Source organism: Anabaena lutea FACHB-196 (genome assembly GCF_014698305.1).
Classification (GTDB): domain Bacteria; phylum Cyanobacteriota; class Cyanobacteriia; order Cyanobacteriales; family Nostocaceae; genus Anabaena; species Anabaena lutea.
The window spans coordinates 102,986-127,010 of sequence record NZ_JACJST010000002.1 but is presented as its reverse complement, the minus strand read 5'-3'; the positions used below and the strand labels follow the sequence as shown (position 1 = coordinate 127,010).

Genomic DNA, 24,025 nt, shown 5'->3' with positions numbered 1-24,025 from the left:
CAGTTATAAATGAGTAGGGTGGGCAGTGCCTACCCTACAATTGTTTTATATAAATGTAGATAGCTGAGGAAAGAGGACTCAGTTCTGGGGGGTAAAGTATTAAATACTTTTGACTACTCAGCACTCTAAGCCGAGGCACTTAAAAATGAATTGGATGCAAAATCTGTGGGTGTAAAACTAGGAATATTAGGTTTAGGGACTGTGGGAACGGGTACTGTACAACTGTTGCAAGATACAGCAGGTCGTCACCCACTATTAAAAGAGATAGAAATATATCGAGTGGGAGTGCGATCGCTTGATCAACCCCGTCAAATACAATTGTCTACAGGAGTATTAACAACTGATTTAGAAGCAATTGTCAATGATCCAGAGATAGATATAATTGTTGAAGTCATGGGGGGATTGGAACCAGCCAGAACACTTATCCTCACAGCTATTAAAAATGGTAAGCACGTAGTCACAGCCAATAAAGCCGCAATTTCAAGATTTGGGGCAGAAATATTTACCGCAGCCAATCAAGCTGGGGTCTATGTGATGCTAGAAGCCGCTGTTGGTGGTGGTATTCCTGTAATTCAACCGCTCAAGCAATCGTTAAGTGTCAACCGGATTAATGCCGTCACTGGGATTGTGAACGGTACAACTAACTACATCCTCACCAGGATGCAAACAGAGGGTAGCGACTTCAATGATGTTTTAGCTGATGCTCAACGCTTGGGTTATGCTGAGGCTGACCCCACAGCTGATATTGATGGCTTAGATGCCGCAGATAAAATTGCCATCTTGGCATCTTTAGGCTTTGATGGCCGCATCAACTTACAAGATGTCTATTGTGAGGGAATCCGTCAAGTCAGCAAGACAGATATTAGCTACGCTGCCAAATTGGGATTTGTGATTAAATTATTAGCAATTGCCAAACATCAAACTAGTGATTACTCTCAGCTATCAGTCAGAGTTCATCCTACCCTAGTGCCGCAAACTCATCCTTTAGCTAGTATTAACGGTGTGTACAATGCCATTCTTGTTGAAGGAGAACCCATTGGACAGGTGATGTTTTTTGGGCCTGGTGCAGGTGCAGGTGCTACAGCTAGTGCTGTCTGTTCTGATATCTTGAATCTTGTCGCTACTCTGAAAACTAATACCCCCAAATCAAATCCCCTGTTAGCCTGTAGGCATGAAAATTACCTGCAAATTTCGCCAATTTCTGAACTTGTAACCCGATTTTATGCTCGATTCTTAACAAAAGACCAACCAAGCGTGATTGGTAAATTGGGTACTTGCTTTGGTAAATTTGGCGTAAGCTTAGAGTCTGTTGTTCAAACTGGTTTTCAGGAACAACTAGCAGAGATTGTGGTTGTTACCCACGATGTGCGAGAAGGAGACTTTAGGCAAGCTTTAGCTGAAATTCAAACCTTGGAAGCAATAGATAGTATTCCTAGCATCTTCAGAGTGCTTTGAGGAGGCAGGGAGCAGGGGAGGAAGTCAGTATATAGCGATGAGTAACGAGTAATGAGTAGGAAGGAGAGTCAACGACTCGGTACTCGGTACTCGGTACTCACAACTCTTCTGACTCCTTAAAAATTAAGATTCTGAAGTTTCTTGGCCAACAACCTGTGATTTGAGAGTTGTAATTTCACTAGTTAACTCTTGCCGAGTTGAAGCTTTGAGTAAATAGCGATAAACAAACCAGGCAGAATAACCAATACCAATCAACTCAAAGGTAGGTGCTACCAAAGGAATATCATTGAGAGAATCTAGAACAGCCAACAGTACCTTAACAGCTACAATTGTTGTGATCAATAATCCCAGAGTAACTACAGGCTGCTTGTATTGATTAAAGAAATTGCCTATATAGTCAGGTAATGTACCTAAAAAGCCAGAAACTTGCTGTCCATATTTCAGCCATTGCTCTTGAGACTGTACAGGAGGCTGAAGTTTGGTAATACTTCCTGTTTGGCTGTTGATATCTGGAATTGTTGTTTCTTTTGACTTGGTGTCTGTGTATTCCGGTTCTTGCATTTTCACTTCCATAATTTTGACATTTGAGTTTTTTATCCGCACAATTCCAACCATAAGGTTGTTGAGTAGGTAATTGATCCTAGCATCAGTACGATTGGGTTGAGCTTACAAAAGGGTTTTAGTGTCCTATAACCATAATTGCCCCATTACCTCTACTGCATCAACTACAGGGTAGAACGTCAGTATGAGGATAGAAGTTAAAAGGCAACAGGATGTATTAACATCAGCTTTCTGAGTTCTGTTTTGTAAATTAACTGGAATTCTCAGGTTGTGATTATCCCATGCCATGTAATTTGCTCATCGAAGCACAAATCATGCAAAAATCAGTCCACCTCTCACTCATACAAGTCTAAACGCTGATTTTATCTGATATTAAAGCTATCTTTAGCCGCATTCGTCAATTAAGTTTTTCATATTGATACTAATATGTAACAATTTGATTGTCTGTTCATAGAGACTAGACATAAAAGTGACTTTATGATATGCAGTGCATTTTAGCTAAAAAATTTTTCCACACTATAGTAGAAAATTCTTAACAAAATTGCATGAAAGTCTTTCTGTGTCTGAGTTGTATAAATAGAGTATGAGAATTACCCGATTCGGCAACCCCTCTATCAATTCCCCATAGGTAAATTTAAAGTATAAGTCTATTCTATAAAATAGATAAAAATGATTTACTCCTATTATCAAAGAAAATAAAGTCAATCTTCATGAGATTAGCAATGATGATAAAGGCTAGACTTGATGGGTGATATTTTGGGATTGATCAACTCTGATCTTGCACCATCATCTTATTGCTAAAATTCCCACCCAAAAACCTAATAATTTCGTAAAGTGAGTAATGTTCACTGTAATTTATTGAGAATTGTGCAAGAAGATGTTAGTAAAGAGATTGCCAGGATGCCAAATCAAAAGCCCACCCTTGTTGACAAAAGTTTACAAAGCAAAAAAGTGTCAACTGAAGAGCCAATAACAGATGAATTACCGACTATAGAATTTCCCTCCCGTGGGAAACTCAAAGCCAGTTCTTGGCGCATCCATCAAAAAATTGGCTATGGATACTTTGTGGCTATTGGCATTGGCTTTTTTGGCTCCCTGACTGGATTGGTACTGGCCAACTATTACCGGGGAAGAGAAGTCAGACAATTTAATCAAGCCAACGAGCAAGGACAATTACTAAATAATTATAAAAATGCGGTAGTTGGGGCGCAATTGCATAGCTCTAACTTAGTAGCTGTTTTAGAAGATACACCAAAACTACGTAAGAAAAAGGCAGCATTTCTCTATTCTGTTTCTCAAGCTCAGAAATTAGAGCAAAATATTGCTGGCTATATAAATAGTAAGCCTCAGACATTAGCCGCAACTAGTGCAACTTTAGAGAATTTATTGCAGGATTACTCAATTAACTTAAAATCCTATATTAATCAAATTGATGTTGTTTTGCAGCAACTTGAGGCTCAAGAGGTAAAGCCCCAACAAATTACCTCAGCCAGAGAGCAGTTACTGACAATTATGCGTGGTGAAACGGCCATGCAGCTAGAGAATTTGTCAGAAAAATTGACTAATATTCTCCGCACTGCTCAAATGCAAGCGCAGGAGCGACAGAGAGATGTAGAGCAAGCTAGATTTGTGGAGAGATTAATTGTCATCGTCAGTATGCTCGTATCAGTGGCTATAGCTGCTGTTGTGGCATGGCGTACTAGTCGAGCGATCGCAGAACCTGTAATCACAGTAACTCAAGTAGCTGAACAGGTGGCCAGAAAATCTAATTTTGATTTACGCGCTCCTATCACCACTGATGATGAAATTGGCTTACTTGCTAAATCTCTAAATCGCTTAATTGAGAGAGTATCTGAGCGAACTAAACAACTACAACAAGCAAAAGAATTAGCGGAAGCTGCCAGTAAAGCCAAAAGCCAATTTCTGGCCAATGTCAGCCATGAGTTACGCACACCCCTAAATGCAGTCATTGGTTTAAGTCAATTGTTACAAGATGACGCTGGTGATATTGGTGTATCTGCGGACTTTATCGCTGATTTAGAAACTATTAATTCGGCTGGGAGACATTTACTAGAACTAATTAACGATATCCTCGACTTGTCGAAAATTGAAGCGGGGAAAATGACTCTCTACCCAGAGACCTTTGAAATCATAACTTTGATTAACAACGTTGTTCACACAGTTAAACCAGCTATCGAAAAAAATGGTAACACCTTAGTCATAGATTGCGATGAACCACTAGGGATGATGTACGCTGATCAAACAAGGATGCGGCAGGTGTTATTAAATTTACTCAGTAATGCTGCCAAGTTTACCACCAACGGTAAAGTGACGCTGACTGTTAAGAATGAGAAAACAAACCTGCTGAAAGAAACCGCTTTAGGTGTGATTAGTTTTACTGTGACTGATACAGGTATTGGACTGTCACCTGGTCAAGAGCAGCATTTGTTTCAACCCTTTATACAAGGGGATACCTCAACTACGAAAAAATACGGTGGTACTGGCTTGGGATTAGCAATTAGCCGTCATTTTTGCCAGATGATGGGAGGTGAAATTATTGTCAAGAGTCAGCTTGGTGTTGGTTCTACTTTTACTATTCGTCTACCGTTGACAGTACAGGAATAAGCAGGACAACAAGAAGGGTGTAGGGAAAAATTAGTGGAGGCTATGACACCAAAATGGTTTGGGGGTTTCAAGATGCGATCGCAGCCAAGGGAAGAATTTTAATAACTATAGAAAAAATATTTTATACCTGCATTTAGCAATACTTAGTTTTTCTTAGCTTTGCAATATCTAGACAAAAAATTGATTTTATGATAAATTTGCTACATACAGTTATCACAAATCACTTCTAAGAAATCTGAATTATTGTTAGTATCTCCAGGACTTATCTATGCAAATTTTAGTAGTCTAAAATAACATTCTTAAAATTATGAATATAAATGAAATTAATAATCAAAATAAAAAGGTAATTTCTAGCATCAACCAAGACCAAAAACTACCTGTTTTATTAGAAGAAATATCACTCCCTCAGGAATTACCACCAATTGTTCTCCTCGCCTTTACTCGTCCAGATCTTCTCCAACAATTTCTTCCGGCTATAGCTCAACAAACTTTGCGTCCATCACAGATTTTGGCTTTCATTGATGGACCACGTAATGCTAAAGATCAGCCTCTCATTGCAGAGTGCATTAGTTTATTAACAGAATTTTCTCAGACTATTCCTGTTAAAATTATTAACCAGCAAGATAACTTAGGTTGTGATGCCCACGCTATCTATGCAATTACAGAGGCTTTATCCCATTATCCTGCTGTCATTTACTTAGAAGATGATACTCTTCCCAATCCTTATTTTTACGATCGGATGTGTCGGCTATTAGAAGCTTATCGTCACTGTCCTCAAGTATTTTCAATCACAGCTTATGCCAATTTTCCGAGTCAAATACGTGAACTGATATCAGATGATTTTATGGTATCAAAACGTGTATTTGCTTATGGTTTAGGAATTTGGGCAGATCGTTGGCAAAACTTAAATCTTGCTCATCATCCCCAAGGTTATAATCCTTTTGGTCATTTCTATCAAATTCCTGCAACCATACAAACAAAATATACAATTATTAATCAATTTTTTATAGAAACAGAAAACAAACAAGATTGGGTTATTACTCTCACTGTAGCGGCGCTACATCAGGGATACATACACATAACACCCATGGTATCTTTAGTACATAATATAGGATTTGGACATCCTGAAGCTAAAACATACAACCAAGGTGGAGAACCAAGTTGGGCAAACGCCCATAGTAATTCATCTACCTGTCCGAACACATTACCTTCTAGCTTGGAACTGATTGATGCTTTAGCAGATCCTCTTGATGGAGTTGAGTTGGCTAGACATTTAGAAAATTGTCAGGGTTTATGGCTTTCTCCATCAGGTATGTGGTATTTATTGGGGAAATACAGTGATTGGCGCAGTCGAATCGCTTTTTTGAAACTTTTCTTTTCTAGAATACTGATTCTAATTAGACGTTGGCGTTCTGGAAAACCAATTTGAAGAATAAGGTAACTTTTATTCTGCTACACGAATTTGTTGTTGAGTCTCCTGATATTGATCATGAAAACCTGCTACTTCTGAGTACGTTTTTTTGTGCCTTTCTACTTACTCGACTTTGATTTTCATTTAATAAACCAGAACTCTTGGTAAAAACAGCCAGTCCGCAACTAGCACTAATACCTATAATTAAGTTAGGATAATATAGCAACAGACAGGGCGGTTAGGACACCAACTGATTATAAAACCTAGACACCAAAAGACTTTTCAAACTGTCACCTGTCACCTGTTCTCTGTCACCTGCTATACCAGATATACCGTAACTCGCCAAAAGTTTTCCTTGATTTTTACAGGACTTCTTTAGCTACAGTCTTTCAACAGACTACAGAAATTTGCAGACATGGACTTTTTGAGAACAGCTGTGATGTCTTCATCTTGCTCAATTTAGTCTAAAAAACAACTAAGCATACTTTATTGACCAATTTTTCATAGGAAAAAGTATTGAAAGGATGTTTTAAAATTGATGTTACCCCTTCAGCCAATATACTTTGGGGTGTAAGTCTCAAAGATCGCGCTTTCATCTCTATGACGACAAGTATTGATTTCCTCAGTCACCTCAACCCCAGCCAACGTCAAGCCGTCGAACACTACTGCGGACCATTATTAGTGGTAGCTGGTGCTGGTTCCGGTAAAACCCGTGCGCTGACTTATCGGATTGCGAATTTGATTATCAAACACCGTGTAAATCCTGAAAATATCCTGGCTGTGACTTTCACCAACAAAGCCGCACGGGAAATGAAGGATAGAATTCAAAGGCTATTTGCGGAACAATTAGCAATTAACCAATACGGTAAAAAGTTGGATTTATTACCAGAATACGAACAAACCCAGTTAAAATCAAAGGTTTACCGCACCTATATCAAAGATATGTGGTGTGGCACTTTCCACAGTTTATTTTCTCGGATTCTTCGCTTTGATATCGAAAAATACCAAGACGAAAAAGGACGACGTTGGAATAAAAACTTTTCTATCTTTGATGAATCTGATGTTCAAAGCTTAATCAAAGAAATAGTCACTAAAGATTTAAATCTCGATAGTAAAAAATTTGAACCTAAATCAGTCCGTTACGCGATCAGTAACGCTAAAAACCAAGGTTTTTCACCCCAAGAATTTGAGCGTGAACAACCCAACTATCGCGGACGAGTAATTGCTGACGTTTACAATCGTTATCAAGATAAATTATCCCAAAATAACGCTCTTGATTTTGATGATTTAATTCTTGTTCCTACTAGACTATTTCAACAAAATGAGCAAGTGTTAGGTTATTGGCATCGTAAATTCTGCCATATTCTTGTCGATGAATATCAAGATACAAACCGCACTCAATACGATTTAATTCAGCTTTTGGTAACAAACGGTGAAGAGCGTAAACATGAATGGAATTGGCAAAATCGCTCAGTGTTTGTTGTCGGTGATGCTGACCAGTCAATTTACAGTTTTAGAATGGCAGATTTCACTATTTTGTTAGAGTTTCAAGAAAACTTTGGGGATGGTTTAGCAGATGACGACACCCGCTCAATGGTGAAATTAGAAGAAAACTATCGTTCTTGTGAAAATATTCTCCAAGCTGCTAATGAACTGATTGAAAACAATACCCAACGTATTGATAAAATTCTTAAAGCCACAAGAGATACAGGTGAAAAAATATATTTCCATAAAGCCGATGAAGAAATGGCAGAGGCTGCATTTGTTATTAATCAAATCCGTACATTAGAACATCAAAATCCTGAATTAAGTTGGGGTAGTTTTGCCATACTTTATCGCACTAACGCTCAATCTAGACCTTTTGAAGACTTGTTAGTTAAATATCAAATTCCTTATACAGTAGTAGGAGGAATGAAGTTTTATGACCGCAAAGAAATCAAAGATGTTGTCGCTTATTTAAGAGCAATTAATAATCCAGCCGATACAGTTAGTTTATTAAGAGTTATTAATACCCCTCGTCGGGGCATTGGTAAAGCTACTATTGATGCTTTGATGAATGCTTCCCAGCAATTAGGGACAACTTTGTGGGAAATATTAAGTGATGAAACATCAGTAAATACCTTAGCAGGACGTTCTGCAAAATCTGTAAATAGCTTTGGTAAATTGATTCAAAAATGGCAAGAACAAATTTCCCAAGTTCCGGTTACTGAGATTGTCCAAGGAGTATTAGAAGATTCTGGTTATGTCCAAGACTTGCTAAATCAAGGTACAGATGAAGCTAGTGATAGAGTCAAAAACGTTCAGGAACTTTACAATGCTGCACTGCAATTTCAAGAAGAAAATGAAGGTGAAGATATTTCCTTACAAGCATTTTTGCAAAGTGCAGCCCTGAGTTCTGATTTAGATAATTTAAAGGAAGGAAAAACAGTAGTTTCCTTAATGACATTACACGCTTCCAAAGGGTTAGAATTTCCGGTAGTATTTTTAGTAGGTTTAGAACAAGGGTTATTCCCTGGTTATCGTTCTCTACAAGATCCGTCATTATTGGAAGAAGAACGCCGTCTGTGTTATGTGGGTATTACTCGCGCTCAAGAACGTTTGTTTTTATCCCACGCGAGAGAACGACGTTTGTATGGTTCCAGAGAACCCGCAATGCGATCGCAATTTCTCGACGAATTACCAGCAGAATTATTAACTACTCAAAACCAAGTTAGCCGATCTTTTACTAAAACTACACCTGCAAAAACTAGTACCCAAAATGCTACAGGAAATTGGCAAGTAGGAGAAAGAGTATTACATAAATCCTTTGGAATTGGGGAAATAACCCACGTTTTTGGAGCAGGAAATAAGATATCTGTGGCGATTAAATTCGCTAGTTTAGGACAGAAAATTATTGACCCCAGAGTAGCACAATTGCAAAGAGTGGAGTAGAAATTTTTTATCTCACGCAGAGACGCAGAGACGCAGAGAGGAATCAAGATTGTTAGCTAATACAGTTCGATTAAGTATTTTTCTTCTCTCTGTGTCCTCTGTGGTTTGTTAAACTAAAACTTGCGTTTTTTCCTCTTCCAGTTTTACCTGCGCTTCTGCTTTCAGAAACTCAGCCACTTGAGCCTCAATTTCATCACGCACAATCTGACGATATTCCAAGAAATGCTCAATTTGAGCGCAAACAGCTAAATAACTACTGATACCACCTGGATTATGCTTGTACATATTCCACAAATTACGCCAAAATTGCCAACGGGTATTACGTAATAAACCTTGTCGCCAGCAAATAGTCAAAAACGCCCGTAATACCTTCCAATTCACTTGTTTTTTAGCACCTTTGCCCTTTTTCGGATAGGTTGCTTCGCCCAAAATGCGGTAGTGACGATAAGCACGATCTAAAAACCGTGATGGTTCGTATAATTCCCAAAACGCTTCTACATATTCACTAGCAATTTCTTCTAAAGGCCGGGTGGGGACAAAATTCATCAATGTAGTTTGATTGATATTCGCCGATTTACTGCGGAGTCGGTTCTCCTTTGCTAATCTATGCCACAATGCTGTATCAGGAAGGGCTTGGAGCATACTAAACAAAGCGGTGGGAATTGATGTCTGTTCCACAAACTTCACAATTCTCGCCCCAGCGCCTGTTTTTTCGCCATCAAAGCCAATGATAAAACCTGCCATAACTCGCAACCCGGAACGCGTAATTTTATGTACCGCTTCGCTGAGGGAATCTCTTGTATTTTGGAATTTTTGAGTAAAAGCGAGGCTTTCTTCGTCGGGGGTTTCAATACCTAAGAAAACAGAACCGAAATTACACCTTACCATTGCATCCATCAATTCTTGATCTTGGGCTAAATCAACGGAAGCCTCAGTCGCAAAAGAGAAAGGATACTGATGTGCAACCATCCAAGGTTCTAGTTCTTTCAAGAATAATTTGACGTTGCGTTTATTACCAATGAAGTTATCATCTACCATAAAAATACTGCGTCGCCAACCTAATTCGTAGAGATAATCAAGTTCTGCGAGGAGTTGCGCTGGTGTCTTGGTGCGAGGTTTACGCCCATAGAGAACGATAATATCGCAGAATTCGCACTGGAAGGGACAGCCACGGGAAAACTGCACCGACATTTCCGCATAAGCATCAAATTCCAGCAAGTCAAAACGAGGAATAGGAGTATGGGTTACATCTGGTTTTTCACCACCAGAACGAAACATCCCTGAAGATTCACCACGGGAAATTGCATCTATAAATAATGGTAAGGTAATTTCTCCCTCGTCCAAGATCAAATAATCTGCACCCACATCTGTGACTTCGTTGGGTAACGCTGTCGGATAAGGGCCACCCACCGCCACACGCTTACCACGACGCTTCGCTTCCTGAATCTGTGCGAGTAAATCCTCTTTTTGGACAATCATTGCTGACAAAATCACCAAATCAGCCCAAGCCCATTCTGCTTCCGTAATTTGGCGAATATTCCGGTCTACGAGCTTAAAATTCCATTCTTGGGGTAAAATTGCAGCTACTGTCACCAAACCCAAAGGTGGTAACATCGCCTTACGGTCTAGCAGAGCCAGTGTTTTTTCAAAAGACCAAAAACTTTTTGGAAACAGAGGATATATAAGTAAAACATTCATTATCTTAATTGCAAACCCTGAATTTTGCTTGTAGGTTTATTTCAAACAAAGACGGAAATAGAGAAATATTGTTCACGCTTCTTGATCTGAATTATAGAATAATTACTGATATCTTTGTTTTTGATCTCCTTTTTTGATAAATTTTTGGATTTAAAAATATTCAATTTCAACAGATAGATATTTTTTATAAACAGGATATTATCATAAAATCGATCATTATATTGACTCTAAATTTCTTCAAAATGTTCAACAGTAGGAAATGGTTCATAAAAATTGTGAAGAAGCTTCTTCCACTCTTGATACTCAGCAGAACCCCTAAATCCCACAGTATGATCTTCTAAAGTTTGCCATTTAACAAGTAATAAATATTTGCCTTTGACTTCTATACACTTATGAATTTCATGGGATAAATATCCATGCATTGATGAAATAATAGCAGCAGCCTTTTTAAAAGTAGATTCAAAATCAGACTCCATTCCCGGTTTAACATTTAGCATCACAGCTTCAAGAATCATGAGATTTTCCTGGAAATTATAAGATTTTATATAACACGACAAGCACACTATACTAGACTAGATTAAAAATAACTCTTAAGGATATAGATAATTGCAGAACAAAATGGCGTATATTTTCCAGTTGAATCAGGTAATTCATAACCCAAAGCTAATCGCTGTACTTCTTCCTCGCTTAAATTTTCTAAATCGAATAATGCTGCCTCAATTGCAGCCTTACGCAAATTTCGTAGCTTGTCAATATCAAGTGCAAGATTTTTTATTGTTGTTTCAGCAGCATCTTTTTTATCTAAATCATCTGTTGGAAGAATTTCACCAGAAGCAGGATATTTAAAAAAATCTGCACAATTTGGTTCTAATGGTGAAACCATTAGATTTTCGTCATACCACTCCTTTTTTTGATGTCCACAATGCACGGGAACAGTAGGTTCATCCTCATCTTCTCCTTGACATGAAGCCATGAAGTTTGTATATTCTAGTGCCAAATCTGGATACTTACTACGCGATTGTAGGTGTTCTATATGACTAGTTTCTTTAAAAATACGTATTCCACAATAACAACATATATAACCTTGTTCTTTTAGTAGAGCATCATGAACTACAGGTTTTTCTGGTGCTTGAAAATTAGTATATTTAGTATTCCAGTAAGGTTCCCAATCATCATTTTTTTGAGCCTTCCAAATGGTGAATATTTCTGGTTCCTTACCCTTTTCAATATATTTCATCGCTTAAGAATTTCCTTTCTACGGATAAGTACATCTGCTTTTACAAAATCTGGTTCGCTTTCACCAATTTTTTTAGCTAATTGTTGACGTAATTGTCTAGCACCTTCTATATTTCCAGCATCAATTAACCGAAAAAGTGCTAATAGCTCGTCCTTAATTTTCTGTGGACGTTCTGGAACATCCATTAAGTCTTCTAAAATTCGATTACTATCTCTTCCAAAGGAACTTTCTGGACGTTTAATACTAACACCTGAATTTGTTTTTTCTAAAATATAAATTCTCTCAGGTTTTACTTCACTAATTACTTGAGGTGAATGGGTAGTAAAAATAAATTGACAATTTGGAAATGTTTTTATTAAAGCGGGAATAATATCTCTTTGCCATTTTGGGTGTAAATGTAGTTCAATTTCATCAATTAAAACAACACCATAACCTTGAAGTGGATCTTCTAAACCTGGATTAGCAATTGCTAAACGTCTGGCTAAATCTCCTACCATTGCAAGTAGGCATTTTTCACCATCTGATAGTTGATTAACTATAAGTTCTTCACCATACTTTTGTAAAGTCATTCTTAGAGTTGGAGAACGACGCACACGCAAATTAGAAAAACTTGCTATTAATGAAGATATAGCTTGTCTTACTGCTTCTAATTGTCGATCTCGATAAGCAGTATTATTTTCTAGCCGTAATTCATTCTCCAAATCTTCTTGTTTTCTAAACCATTCAAAGAAAATTCTAAAGTCACTTCTTTCTCCCATCAGTGCATTTTCATATGTATCTATAGGTTCAAATGAATGCTTTGTGCGAATCTTTAAAGGAATATCCAGTACTGCACGATTAGTAGAATAATAAACTACAGTAGGTAGATTATATTCATCAGATGATGATAATTTATTTTTTATATTTTCACTAATCTTGATTAGTGCTGATAGATTACTACTTGTATCTTTAATCCGTCCTTTTTTTACCTTTGTTAAAGACCAAGTAACTTCTTCTGACTCGAAAGAAATAATTATCTGATTATGAGTTTCATTTTTTCCATTTTGAACTTCTTCTTCTTTAAATAACCTTCCAGAAGATGTAGAATGTTGAATAGCACTGGTAAAACGAGATAAAAGAATAGCAAGACAATCCAGAATACTCGATTTACCTACCCCATTAATACCAACAAGCACCGTTGGCTCTTTTTCATCAAAATCCAACGTCAAATCACCAATACCACGAAAAGATTGCATTTTAAGCTGCTTGACTCTCATAACTCCAACCCAATTAATTTCCTAAACACATCTCAATCATTCCTCCTCTCCGCGCCTCTGCGTCTCTGCGTGAGAAAAAACCTCTATATCTAAACACTCCTCAACTTAATCACACCCTGATCAAAAACACGATTATCAACACCAATACCACTCACCTCAATTCTATCTGCATACACATCATAAGCCGCAAAACTCAAATTACTAGTCGAATATTCAGTGAACTCAGAACGACCAACAGGACGATTACCCGCACCAGCACCACAAATTAAATAACTTGTCCCATTAATAGAACGAGTGCGTTCATAATTATGTTCATGACCATTGATATAAAGTTGAACATTGTATTTTTCAAACAGAGGAGTAAAAGTTTTAATGAAATTTGAATTACTCCCATACTGACCAGATGAATAAATCGGATGATGACCAAATACAACTTTCCAATCAGCTTTACTTAAACTTAATTCTTTCTCTAACCAAACCAGCTGATTTTTCCAATCAGCATTACCATTAGTATCTAAAGCAAAAAACTGAACTTTATCTTGACTAAATGTGTAATAACGTCCCTTCATATTAAAGCCAGCATATTTGACTTGAGGAACACCATTATCAGTGCGAATATCATGATTACCTAAACAAGCATGAAATTTCACACCTTTTTTCAGCAAAGATTGATAAGGACGTTCAAAAACTGCATTTATTTTCTCAATTTCGCCGTTGTTGTAAATGTTATCACCAGCTAAAACTACTACATTATATGGATGTTTCTGGTGATAATAATTCATGGCTTTAGCTACAGAATACTGTCCTCTAGCACCAGTACCAGTATCAGCTACAGATACAAAACGTAATAATAAATCTTTCTTATCTGGGGTAGCAGCAATTACTGATTCACCAAGAATATTTTCAGAATTTTGATTTCCTAACTTCCAGGTCAGAATTCCAGAAGCAATACCACTGATTCCACTTAAAAATAAAAATTGACGACGGTTGAGTTTCATAAATCAATAAATCCAATAAATGGCACAATAAATGTTTATACTCAAATGTACTTTCTGTGTTTTTGATTCGCTAATTTGAGGAAAATTTCCATGTCACCAGACAACCGACGAAAACAAAGGAATGAAGAAAAAACTCAGCCTTCCCAACAAGGATACCAGATAAATCAGCCAATTTGGAAGACGACAATTATCCAAATTTTGAGGGGAACGATAGGGGTTTTAGAAACCACTGTGGAAAATCTGGAGACTGAACAGACTCTTACTGCTGAGAAGAAGCCCAATTTTTTACAAAGGATACTGTCGGGGTGGGATGGATTTTTGAGGACATTTCGTTTATTTTTACCATCAAATATATCAAATAATTTGTCAGATACAGTTTTGACAGGAATTTTTGCGGTAATTGCTGTGGGAATAGTGGGAACAACTGCATTTTTATTTACTTCTAAACCTGTTGAAGTAGCAACTCTTCCCTCAGTTGAGGAAGTTCCCGCACCCATACCAACTGTAACTGCGTCCCCAGAACCCACACCCACGCAAGAACCAGAACCCACACCCACACCCACGCAAGAATCAGAACCAGAACCCACACCTACGGAAGAACCAGAACCAGAACCAATTCCCGAACCCACACCAACACCAGTTATAGAATTAACACCAGAGCAAGCTTTAATTGCGGCTATTGAAAATCAGTTTTCAGACATTAGTATTCCCTTAAAAAGTAGCGAAAATGAAAGCATTGATTCTAAACTGATAAAATCTATTCAAGCTAATTTCCGTACCAGTGATTTAACTATCAAAATTAGTGATGTTTGGTATGATCTGGAAAAATCCCAACAAGATAAATTAGCTGCGGAAATATTACAACGTTCTCAAGAACTAGATTTCAGCCATTTAGAAATTATTGATTTTCAAGATAAGCTAGTAGCACGTAGTCCAGTTGTGGGTAATCAAATGCTAATTTTTAAACGATGAAATTTGATATATTGAGAATTTGTTAACTAGTGACAATACTAAAAAATAATTTCTAATTATGCAGTTGTTATTAGTTGAATATGAAAATGATTAATGCAAATTGTTCTTCTCGCAATACTGGTGGTTCGGGGTTAGGTTTAGCTATTGCTTTGGCTATTGTGAAAACTCACAAAGGCAAATTAGAAGTCCAAAGTCATGTTGATCATGGCAGTACATTTACTGTGATTTTGCCGCTCGTTTCCAAAGTAAACAGGTAACTTCTACTAACATAGATGTAATCATGGCAATAGCGGCAGATATTGCCCCATTCATGCCTTTATTAATAGCAAAACTAGCAATTATTAATAAAGTTCCTGTTCCTAACCAAGTAGATAGATTTACATGACCTGTGCGATTTTCGCTGACTAAAAAACCCTGAGTTGCATTTTGCAAAGCTACAAATAATGGCACAATTGTACAGATTAAAAGAACAGGTTTAATGCTTTTAGCAAGGGTGAGATCATTACCGATAAAACTTTGAACTATGCGATCGCCTATCGGTGTTAAACTCATCAATAACAATAAGGTAGAACAAGCTCCACCAACACTGATAGCAAAAGTCAGCAGTTGTTGATCGCTTACTTGATGACGATATTTAATCACCATTTGCTGTACCATACGGGTAGAATTGGCAATTACCAGAACTAACCCCCAAGCCGCAGACCAAGCAGCAATGGCAATTGTAGCATCTTCAGCACGGGCGAGAATGCTAATTAATATCGCCCTTCCTCCCCACACCACCATCATAGAATTAGCTAGGGGTAAATAGAATTTCCACACCTGTGCTAAATTGCGGGGTAAATTAGGTTGTTCTATTTGTGGCGGTAAGGTTGCACCACTGCGACGAGCAAAAATTGTTACAGCTATAGCTTCAACGATCACCCCACTTATGAGGGCAAATCCGGCAAGTATACCCCCAGATATTTGCAATAAAAATCCGGCTGTGAGAACTATTGCTAATGTGAATAACCTGAAAATACTAGCTTTAGCAACAGCGCGGGACTGACCATGATAAATTAATAATCCTTGAAAATAACGCCGCCAAGCGATCGCAAACGGCCAACCACCCATTAGTAATAATACTTGACTAACTGTAACTAACATTGCTGATGGTATGCCCAACAGACTCACACCCACAGAGTTAAATATAATCGGTAGTCCCAACAAACTTAATAAAAAAGTTAGTCCTCCACCTACCAATAATGTAAACCGCCACAATGCTTTGCGTGAATCTTGAGAACCCGCTAAAGCGTTAGCAGCGTGCAGAATCATAATAATCGGACTTTCAAAAAATATCGCCAAAGATTTAGCAATACCTACAGCCGCAAGGTTAATTTGAGCATCAGGAAGATGAGCTAATGTAGTAGTCATCATCGGATCACCGCAGGCCATAGTCACATCACTGAGAGATAAAGGCAAAAACTCCCGCCATAAAGTTCCTAAGCTAACTGGTTGAGATTGAGGTTCTTGTAATTTCACTCTTGACTCCTACCGACAATATTCAATGGTACAGGTAGAAGATTCGCAATTGCTGTCGTCAAATTGGTGTTTTGGAGGATGTTAATTCCTTGCTCTGTTAACCAATCGGCATTGTAAACTGTTTCTAAGTACCTATCTCCTCGGTCAGGATTCAGCAGTAACATAGTTTGAGGCTAAGTAAATCTTTGAGTATCCGCTAAAGCTGCGGCGACAATTGCACCAGTGGAAGCACCTAAAAGCATACCTTCCTGTTTAGCCAAAGCATCATCCACGCTTCCTCCTTTGCGTCTAACGCACTTCGTGCTAAAGCCTACGGCTTCCGTTAGGGATACGCTTCGCTGGGGCGCGAAACTTTTATTAAAGTGTGGTTCATTTACCTGAAAATAGCTGTAATACTAATCCATAAAATAAGATTTTAAGAATAATTGAACGCAGATAAACGCAGATAAACGCAGATAAGGAGAGATGAATTAATGGATTTCATTATTCTGTGCAGTTTCACCTTACATAAAATTTGTATAAGTAGGTTGGTGTTATGTATGATTAGGCAAAAAGTTTTGGAAAATTTTATTTTTACAATACGGAATTATAAGCTTTAACTAACAAATCAATCCCCGTAATTGCTCCACCAACAACAACAGCATTAGCACCTAAATCTAAAGCTTTCCTTGCCATTTCTGGTGAAGAAATACCGCCTTCACAAATTATAAAAGTATCGAGATTTTCTACTATCTGCGTGAGTAATTCCCAACCAGGAGGAGCAAAAGTTTTTGTTTCCGCTGTGTAACCAAAAAGAGTAGTTCCCACTATATCAGCACCAGCATCAACTGCTAATTTTGCTGCTGCAAATGTATCCACATCTGCCATAACTGGTTTACCCAATTCTTGATGAATACGATTAATAATATCAATTAATTTTTCATCACCGGGACGATTTCTAGTAGTTGCATCTATAGCAATAATATCTGCTCCTGCTTTCGCTACAGCAACAGCATGGTGAAACTGTGGTGTAATGTAAACATCAGAACCAGTTATGACTTGTTTCCAAAGTCCAATAATTGGTACTTGTACCTTTTCTCTTACAGCTTTAATATGATTCGGCGTATCAATTCTCACCCCAACAGCACCATTATTAACAGCAGCTTGTGCCATTGCAGCAATTACATAAGCATCATGTAATGGAGAATCTACAGGTGCTTGACAGGAAACAATTAATCCTTTTTGTAAATTAGTCATTTTTGATTTTTATTTTTAATTTTTTAACAAATTCGGGGAGTTTAATTCAATTTACAAATTACGTATGCCTAGCGGCACCGGAGGCATTATTACGAATTATTTTAATTGATTTGGTATCCAAACCGTAAAAATTGAACCCATACCTACAGTAGATTCTACTTCAATTCGACCCCGATGAAGTTCTACAAGTTGTTTAGTTAAAGCTAAACCAACTCCCGTACCTTCGTAGCGACGACGATAGGGTGTATCCAGTTGCTGAAATTTCTCAAATAGTAGTGGTAATTGATCTTCTGGTATGCCAATACCAGTATCTTCTATTTGAAAAATAGCAGTGTCATCTTCAACCCACAAACGCAAAGTGACACTGCCACTTTCTGGGGTAAACTTGATGGCATTAGTTAATAAATTCCAAAGAATTTGTTCTACTCTTCCTGAATCGGCTGTAAAGCGATCGCGCGAAGGGTTAATTTGCAAATCGAGTTTGAGAGTGACTTTTTCGCTAGTTGCTTTTTCTAATAAGCATTCTATGGTATTCTCGGCTATCTTGACCAAAGAAAATTCAGAAATATTTAATACTGTTTTACCAGCCTCAATTTGCGATAAATCGAGGATGTCATTAATCATTTCTAATAAATGTTCGCCACTATCATGAATAGTTTGTAAATAATTCCGTTGTCGTTGGCTTAACTCACCCAAAGGCCAACGTAATAATGTCGAAGACATCCCAATCACATAAGTTAAAGGTGTCAGTAATTCATGGCTGATTGTAGCCAGAAATTCACTTCTGAGGCGACTTGCAGCTTCAGCAGCTAGTAATGCTTCCCGCAGTGCCATTGTTCGTTCAATAACTCGTTGTTCCAGAGTTTGTTTTTCTTGAGTGAGGGTTCGCGTAGCCTCTTGCAGAGAGTCCATTAGCTCAGTTTGATGAATAGCGATGGCTAATTGTTCTGCAATTGAGTTTAACAAGTTTTTCTCACTTTCCTGCCACTCACGGGGAACATGGCACTGATGAGCAATCAATAACCCCCAAAGTTTTTCTTCAAACATAATCGGGGCTGCCAATTTTGCCCGAATTTGGTTTGTCCTTAAAAAATTTAATAAACACTCTTCGAGTGCATAGGTTTTTTCGACATCATCAACAGCTAAGATAAAACCTTGACGATACTTTTCCCAACAGTGAGAAATGCGCGTCAAACAGTCTTTTTCTTGAGAATTTAATACAGAGGTAATATTATCTTTAGCCAGTGCTTCATAAACTATACAACCCCAGCTATTGTGGTTATCTGGTTCTAAAAATTGAGAATTAACTGAACTTGAGACTAAATCTTGTGTATGTTGAGTCTTGACTGTAAGCGGCTCAAATTTATAAACTACTAATCGGTCTAATTCTAGAAATTCACGTACTTGTGTAATTGCCGTAGCCATAATTAGTGGCAAGTTTAGGCTTTTGCGGATTTGCGTTGTTACTTGATTCAACAGACGTTCCTGAGCAATCTGTTTTATCAAGGCGTTTTCCACCGACTGACAACTAAAATCCTCTGGAGGAATTGAACTTGTCGGTGCTGTTAAATCTGGGTTGAGATCAGGGAGCAAATATTCTAACAATAACAGTGTGAATTTACTTTGGAGGGTGACATCATTAGGAGCAAGAAGTTGCCGATAGTGTTGAAGATTTTGGTATGTGTAGGAATTACAGCCAAACAAATCTCCCAATTTCGAGACAAAAGAAGCGATCGCTTCTTCATTAAATGTCAAACTAGTATTCAGGGCTGAGTCAAGTTCTTGCTTCCCCTGCTTTTGGGTTCCCACCAACAGTGCATTAAATCCCTGAGAAACCACCAGCTTAAACCTTTGCCCTTGCCACTCTACAGGCAGTTTCATCCGAACCAGTACAGCTTCTGTCAGCACTAAAGCATCACTTTCTACCGCTGGAACCATTTGCTGTAATAATTCTCCAAGCTGATTAAATACACTTAAAGGAAAGATTCGAGAAAAGCCCAAATCAGGAGAAATAAGCATTTTCAAAAATGTAGTGAGAGGGGCTGAATGCTAGATTGAGAAGTTGTTTTTGATTGTGTACTAACCAACAGTGTAAAACGGTAAAAGAGAATTATGCATCGTATAAGTGCCACACCAGGGGGATGGAATCAGTCGGAAGGCTTAATTTTCCTTGAACAAACCCCGTCACCATTCGTGTTAATCACGGCTGCTGATACTGACATTCAAACCCTAGCAGCTGTGGTTACAAAATTACCTGCCCAATTTCCACAAATTAGAGTAGCCAACCTATTACAACTACAGCAACAAATAAGTATAGATGCTTATGCTGAACAAGTATTAGAATCAGCCCAAGTGATTGTTCTCCGTTTAATTGGAGGCAGTTCCTACTGGGGTTATGGCTTAGAAGTCGTACAAGAAATTGTGCAACGTAATAGTACAACCCTTATTGTAATGCCAGGAGACGACGGACTTGATCTTGATTTAATCTCTAAATCTACGATTTCTTTAGAAATTGTTAACCAAATTTGGCAATACTTTCAGGAAGGTGGTATAGAAAATTTCCTGAATGCCCTCCAATTTATCGCTGATACAGCCCTGTCTACCTCGTTTAATCCCCCACCACCACAACCTGTTCCTCGTGTGGGAATGTATGGAGGCAGGGAGCAGGGGGCAGCCCTTCGACTTCGCTCAGGAACCAGGGGCAGGGAGCAGCCCTTCGACTTCGCTCAGGAACCAGGGGCAGGGGAAGAGTTTTCCCAATTACCAATTACCCATTACCAATTACCCATTACCAATTACCCATTACCCAAAGTTGGTATTTTGTTCTACCGCGCTCATTATTTGGCAGGAAATACCAAGGTGATTGATGCTTTATGTGCGGCTTTGGTGGAAAAAAATTTACATCCTGTGCCAGTGTTTGTATCGTCATTGCGTGAACCTGGTGTGAGCGAACAGTTGTATGAGTTGTTTCAGCCGAAAGATGGACAGCATATTGATTGTTTACTTAATACCACCAGTTTTTCCCTAGCGCGGTTAGAAACAGAAACACCGCAAATCGAACTTTGGGAAAAATTAGATGTACCCGTTTTACAGGTAATTCTCTGCGCTAGTTCCTTGGAACAATGGGAGTCTCAGTCACAAGGTTTGACTCCCCGCGATATAGCTATGAACGTGGCATTACCAGAGGTAGACGGACGAATTATTAGTCGGGCTGTGTCTTTTAAAACTTTGCAAACTCGCAATCATGACTTAGAAACCGATGTGGTAGTTTATGAACCAGTGAGCGATCGCATTGAGTTTGTTGTCCAGCTGGCAGCTAATTGGGTTCGATTACGCCAAAAACCACCCCAAGAACGCCGCCTAGCTCTAATTTTGGCAAATTATCCCAACACCAATGGTCGCCTTGCTAATGGCGTAGGACTCGACACTCCCGCCAGTTGTGTGGAAATTCTCAAAGCTTTACAGTTAGCTGGTTATGAAGTGGGAAATATCCCAGATACAGGAGATGAATTAATTCAACTGCTCACATCTGGCGTTACCAATGATCCAGAAGGAAGAGACTGGAAACCAATCCAGCAAAGTCTTGCAGCCGAAGAATATCAAGAGTATTTTGCAACTTTGCCAGAAACGGTACAACAAGAAATTATTCAACGTTGGGGAGAACCAATTTTAGATTCAATCCAAAATCCAAAATCCAAAATCCAAAATTGGGCAATTCCCGGTATGCAATTTGGTAACGTTTTCGTAGGAATTCAGCCTTCACGGGGTTATGATCTTGACCCTAGTTTGAATTATCATGCGCCGGATTTAGAACCAACTCACGCTTATTTAGGTTTTTACTATTGGGTGCGGGAAAAACATTCCAGTTGTTTTGGGGCAGATGCGATCGCTCATGTCGGCAAACATGGCAACTTAGAATGGCTACCTGGTAAAAGTGTGGCTTTATCTAAAACTTGTTATCCCGAAATTGCATTTGGGGCAATGCCGCACCTGTACCCGTTTATTGTCAATGATCCTGGTGAAGGTTCCCAAGCTAAACGACGCGCCCAAGCGGTAATTATTGACCATCTCACACCGCCGATGACTCGCGCCCAATTATATGGCCCCTTGCAACAGGTAGAAAATTTAATAGATGAATACTACGAAGCCGAAAGTTTAGATCCTACCCGTTTACCAACAATACGCGATCGCATTCAAGAACTAGTCATCAAAGAAAATCTCTATAAAGACTTAGGAATTACCGACGAAAAAGACATCGCAAACTTTGAAACCCTAATATTAAACTCCCTAGATGGCTACTTGTGCGAACTCAAAGAAGCCCAAATCCGCGACGGACTGCACATTTTCGGTCAATGTCCCCAAGGTACACAACTACGAGACTTAATTATAGCGATCGCTCGCCTCCCCAACCGCCATTCTATCGGCATTACCCGCGCCATAGCCCAAGAATGGGGCTTAGACATAGACCCCCTCACCGACCCCTTCTCCACCCCCTTTACCCCACCGATCACCCACTTTGCTCCTCTGCGCCTTTGCGCGAAACTTAACTCTTCCCACATCATCGGCGACGTAGTAGAACTCCTAGAAGAAGAAGCCGCCTTTTTAGTTGAAGAAATTATTGAGGAGTCAGGAGTCAGGAGGAGGCAGTGCGGTGGACGGGTTTCCCGGCATAAAGCAACTGCCGTTCAGGAGTCAGGAGAAAGAATAAAATTACCAATTACCCAAACTCTTAACTGGATAAAATCGAAACTCCTTCCCGCACTGCAAAAAACCGACGAAGAAATCACCAACTTCTTACGCGGACTTGATGGAAAATACATTCCTAGTGCCGCTGCCGGCGCACCCACACGCGGCCGCCCCGAAGTCCTCCCCACAGGGAAAAACTTTTACGCCGTTGACATTCGCGCCATTCCCACAGAAACAGCTTGGGATATCGGCAGAAACGCAGCCGAAACTCTTATTGAAACCTACACCCAAGAACATGGAGAATATCCCAAAACATTAGGTTTATCATTATGGGGAACTGCTACCATGCGAACTGGTGGCGATGATATGGCCGAAGCTTTGGCTTTAATCGGTGTTCAACCTGTTTGGGATGGTGCAGCCAGACGAGTAGTAGATTTTGAAATTCTGCCCTTATCTATTTTGGGTCGTCCCCGTGTGGATGTAACTTTAAGAATTTCGGGATTTTTCCGAGATGCTTTTCCCAACTTGATTGATTTATTTTCCCAAGCTGTAACAGCCGTAGCTGCATTAGATGAACCCGCAGCAGAAAACCCCTTAGCAGAAGCAGTTCGTCAAGATACTGACTTATGGACTCAAGAGGGTTTAAGTTTAGAAGCGGCACAAGAGCGATCGCAATATCGCGTCTTTGGTTCTAAACCAGGTGCTTACGGTGCAGGACTCCAAGGCTTAATCGCCTCCCAAAACTGGCAAGATGATCAAGATTTAGCCCGCGCCTACATGAATTGGAGTTCTTACGCCTATGGGGAACAGGGAACAGGGGAAGAAAATACAAATCGCCAATCCCCAGTCCCGAATTCCGCAGCATTTGAGCAACGCTTGAAGCAAATGCAAATTGTGTTGCACAATCAAGACAACCGGGAACACGATTTACTCGATTCCGATGATTATTACCAATTTCAGGGTGGCTTAACCGCAGCGGTACGTTCTCTCCAAGGAAAAAATCCTCAAACCTATTTTGGTGACAATTCCATTCCCAGCCAGCCAAAAGTCCGCCAACTCAAAGCAGAAATTGCCAGGGTGTATCGTTCCCGTGTAGTTAATCCTAAATGGATAGCCGGAGTTATGCGTCACGGTTATAAAGGTGCATTTGAAATGGCCGCGACTGTAGATTTCTTATTTGCCTACGATGCTACCGCTCAATGTGTAGAAGATCATATGTATCAGGGCATCGTCCAGGCATATTTACAAAATCCAATTGTCTGTGAATTCATCCAAGAAAAGAACCCGTGGGCGTTGCGTGATATTTCTGAAAGGCTACTAGAAGCAAATCAGCGCGGTTTATGGCAGGATGTCAGCACACAGACATTGGACGATTTACGAAACCTAGTACATCAAGCTGAAGCAGCAATTGAAGAAATATAAAGTGGTGTAGGAAACAAAT

16 protein-coding genes and 1 pseudogene are annotated in these 24,025 nt (G+C 39.0%); 7 read left to right on the top strand and 10 right to left on the bottom strand.

The window, feature by feature from the left end:
* Nucleotides 1-165 precede the first annotated feature (165 nt).
* A complete protein-coding gene (locus H6G59_RS02825) occupies nt 166-1,455 on the top strand; it encodes a homoserine dehydrogenase (protein ID WP_190711655.1) in 1,290 nt (429 codons plus the stop codon).
* A 123-nt stretch (nt 1,456-1,578) separates the two neighbouring features.
* Here the strand turns inward: H6G59_RS02825 and H6G59_RS02820 are convergent, their stop codons facing one another.
* Nucleotides 1,579-2,016: a CAAD domain-containing protein gene (locus H6G59_RS02820; RefSeq protein WP_190711918.1), complete on the bottom strand. Its 438-nt coding sequence runs from the start codon at nt 2,014-2,016 to the stop codon at nt 1,579-1,581.
* Between the two features lie 900 nt (nt 2,017-2,916).
* Between H6G59_RS02820 and H6G59_RS02815 the strand changes: the two genes are divergently transcribed.
* The 3 genes from H6G59_RS02815 to pcrA all read left to right on the top strand — a co-directional run bounded on the left by H6G59_RS02815 (nt 2,917) and on the right by pcrA (nt 8,983).
* Nucleotides 2,917-4,641 carry a sensor histidine kinase gene (locus tag H6G59_RS02815; protein WP_190711654.1) on the top strand — a complete coding sequence of 575 codons (1,725 nt, stop codon included), beginning with the start codon at nt 2,917-2,919 and terminating at the stop codon, nt 4,639-4,641.
* 307 nt (nt 4,642-4,948) lie between these two features.
* A complete protein-coding gene (locus H6G59_RS02810) occupies nt 4,949-6,070 on the top strand; it encodes a glycosyltransferase family 2 protein (RefSeq protein WP_199331902.1) in 1,122 nt (373 codons plus the stop codon).
* Nucleotides 6,071-6,652: 582 nt separating this feature from the next.
* Nucleotides 6,653-8,983, top strand: coding sequence for a DNA helicase PcrA (gene pcrA, locus H6G59_RS02805; RefSeq protein WP_190711916.1), 2,331 nt, complete (start codon nt 6,653-6,655; stop codon nt 8,981-8,983).
* 108 nt (nt 8,984-9,091) lie between these two features.
* Here the strand turns inward: pcrA and H6G59_RS02800 are convergent, their stop codons facing one another.
* The 5 genes from H6G59_RS02800 to H6G59_RS02780 form a co-directional block, all read right to left on the bottom strand.
* The gene (locus tag H6G59_RS02800) at nt 9,092-10,681 is read right to left on the bottom strand and encodes a B12-binding domain-containing radical SAM protein (RefSeq protein WP_190711653.1); all 1,590 of its coding nucleotides are present in this window, start codon (nt 10,679-10,681) and stop codon (nt 9,092-9,094) included.
* A gap of 227 nt (nt 10,682-10,908) precedes the next feature.
* Entirely contained in the window at nt 10,909-11,196 is a 288-nt protein-coding gene (locus tag H6G59_RS02795) for an antibiotic biosynthesis monooxygenase family protein (protein WP_190711652.1), read from the bottom strand.
* 62 nt (nt 11,197-11,258) lie between these two features.
* On the bottom strand, nt 11,259-11,918 hold the full coding sequence (locus tag H6G59_RS02790) for a retron system putative HNH endonuclease (RefSeq protein WP_190711651.1): 660 nt from the start codon (nt 11,916-11,918) through the stop codon (nt 11,259-11,261).
* Nucleotides 11,915-13,174: an AAA family ATPase gene (locus H6G59_RS02785; RefSeq protein ID WP_190711650.1), complete on the bottom strand. Its 1,260-nt coding sequence runs from the start codon at nt 13,172-13,174 to the stop codon at nt 11,915-11,917. Before H6G59_RS02785 ends, H6G59_RS02790 begins: the two co-directional genes overlap by 4 nt.
* Nucleotides 13,175-13,263: 89 nt before the next feature.
* Nucleotides 13,264-14,172 carry a metallophosphoesterase family protein gene (locus H6G59_RS02780; RefSeq protein ID WP_190711649.1) on the bottom strand — a complete coding sequence of 303 codons (909 nt, stop codon included), beginning with the start codon at nt 14,170-14,172 and terminating at the stop codon, nt 13,264-13,266.
* A gap of 90 nt (nt 14,173-14,262) precedes the next feature.
* Here H6G59_RS02780 and H6G59_RS02775 point away from each other — a divergent pair, with 90 nt between their 5' ends.
* Both H6G59_RS02775 and H6G59_RS02770 read left to right on the top strand, forming a co-directional pair.
* Nucleotides 14,263-15,144 carry a hypothetical protein gene (locus H6G59_RS02775; RefSeq protein WP_190711648.1) on the top strand — a complete coding sequence of 294 codons (882 nt, stop codon included), beginning with the start codon at nt 14,263-14,265 and terminating at the stop codon, nt 15,142-15,144.
* A 107-nt stretch (nt 15,145-15,251) separates the two neighbouring features.
* Nucleotides 15,252-15,401, top strand: a pseudogene (locus H6G59_RS02770) (ATP-binding protein); the annotation flags it as partial.
* Here the strand turns inward: H6G59_RS02770 and H6G59_RS02765 are convergent.
* The 4 genes from H6G59_RS02765 to H6G59_RS02750 all read right to left on the bottom strand — a co-directional run bounded on the left by H6G59_RS02765 (nt 15,361) and on the right by H6G59_RS02750 (nt 19,917).
* A complete protein-coding gene (locus H6G59_RS02765) occupies nt 15,361-16,662 on the bottom strand; it encodes a hypothetical protein (RefSeq protein WP_190711647.1) in 1,302 nt (433 codons plus the stop codon). The pseudogene H6G59_RS02770 and the gene H6G59_RS02765 overlap by 41 nt on opposite strands.
* Complete coding sequence (locus H6G59_RS27205; RefSeq protein ID WP_242038761.1) at nt 16,659-16,826, bottom strand: hypothetical protein; 168 nt, start codon at nt 16,824-16,826, stop codon at nt 16,659-16,661. The genes H6G59_RS02765 and H6G59_RS27205 overlap by 4 nt, the downstream gene beginning before the upstream one ends.
* Nucleotides 16,827-17,235: 409 nt before the next feature.
* Nucleotides 17,236-17,898, bottom strand: a complete 663-nt coding sequence (locus H6G59_RS02755) for an N-acetylmannosamine-6-phosphate 2-epimerase (protein WP_190711646.1) — start codon at nt 17,896-17,898, stop codon at nt 17,236-17,238.
* A gap of 96 nt (nt 17,899-17,994) precedes the next feature.
* Nucleotides 17,995-19,917, bottom strand: a complete 1,923-nt coding sequence (locus H6G59_RS02750) for a GAF domain-containing sensor histidine kinase (protein WP_190711645.1) — start codon at nt 19,915-19,917, stop codon at nt 17,995-17,997.
* Nucleotides 19,918-20,010: 93 nt separating this feature from the next.
* On the opposite strand from H6G59_RS02750, the gene cobN reads away from it, so the two are divergent.
* Nucleotides 20,011-24,006, top strand: coding sequence for a cobaltochelatase subunit CobN (cobN, locus tag H6G59_RS02745; protein ID WP_190711644.1), 3,996 nt, complete (start codon nt 20,011-20,013; stop codon nt 24,004-24,006).
* Nucleotides 24,007-24,025 lie beyond the last annotated feature (19 nt).

Excerpts from the sequence above, each read along its gene's own strand:
- H6G59_RS02820 (WP_190711918.1), bottom strand. The coding sequence starts at position 2,016 with ATGCAAGAACCGGAATACACAGACACCAAGTCAAAAGAAACAACAATT.
- H6G59_RS02815 (WP_190711654.1), top strand. The coding sequence starts at position 2,917 with ATGCCAAATCAAAAGCCCACCCTTGTTGACAAAAGTTTACAAAGCAAA.
- H6G59_RS02810 (WP_199331902.1), top strand. The coding sequence starts at position 4,949 with ATGAATATAAATGAAATTAATAATCAAAATAAAAAGGTAATTTCTAGC.
- pcrA (WP_190711916.1), top strand. The coding sequence starts at position 6,653 with ATGACGACAAGTATTGATTTCCTCAGTCACCTCAACCCCAGCCAACGT.
- H6G59_RS02800 (WP_190711653.1), bottom strand. The coding sequence starts at position 10,681 with ATGAATGTTTTACTTATATATCCTCTGTTTCCAAAAAGTTTTTGGTCT.
- H6G59_RS02795 (WP_190711652.1), bottom strand. The coding sequence starts at position 11,196 with ATGATTCTTGAAGCTGTGATGCTAAATGTTAAACCGGGAATGGAGTCT.
- H6G59_RS02790 (WP_190711651.1), bottom strand. The coding sequence starts at position 11,918 with ATGAAATATATTGAAAAGGGTAAGGAACCAGAAATATTCACCATTTGG.
- H6G59_RS02785 (WP_190711650.1), bottom strand. The coding sequence starts at position 13,174 with ATGAGAGTCAAGCAGCTTAAAATGCAATCTTTTCGTGGTATTGGTGAT.
- H6G59_RS02780 (WP_190711649.1), bottom strand. The coding sequence starts at position 14,172 with ATGAAACTCAACCGTCGTCAATTTTTATTTTTAAGTGGAATCAGTGGT.
- H6G59_RS02775 (WP_190711648.1), top strand. The coding sequence starts at position 14,263 with ATGTCACCAGACAACCGACGAAAACAAAGGAATGAAGAAAAAACTCAG.
- H6G59_RS27205 (WP_242038761.1), bottom strand. The coding sequence starts at position 16,826 with ATGTTACTGCTGAATCCTGACCGAGGAGATAGGTACTTAGAAACAGTT.
- H6G59_RS02755 (WP_190711646.1), bottom strand. The coding sequence starts at position 17,898 with ATGACTAATTTACAAAAAGGATTAATTGTTTCCTGTCAAGCACCTGTA.
- H6G59_RS02750 (WP_190711645.1), bottom strand. The coding sequence starts at position 19,917 with ATGCTTATTTCTCCTGATTTGGGCTTTTCTCGAATCTTTCCTTTAAGT.
- cobN (WP_190711644.1), top strand. The coding sequence starts at position 20,011 with ATGCATCGTATAAGTGCCACACCAGGGGGATGGAATCAGTCGGAAGGC.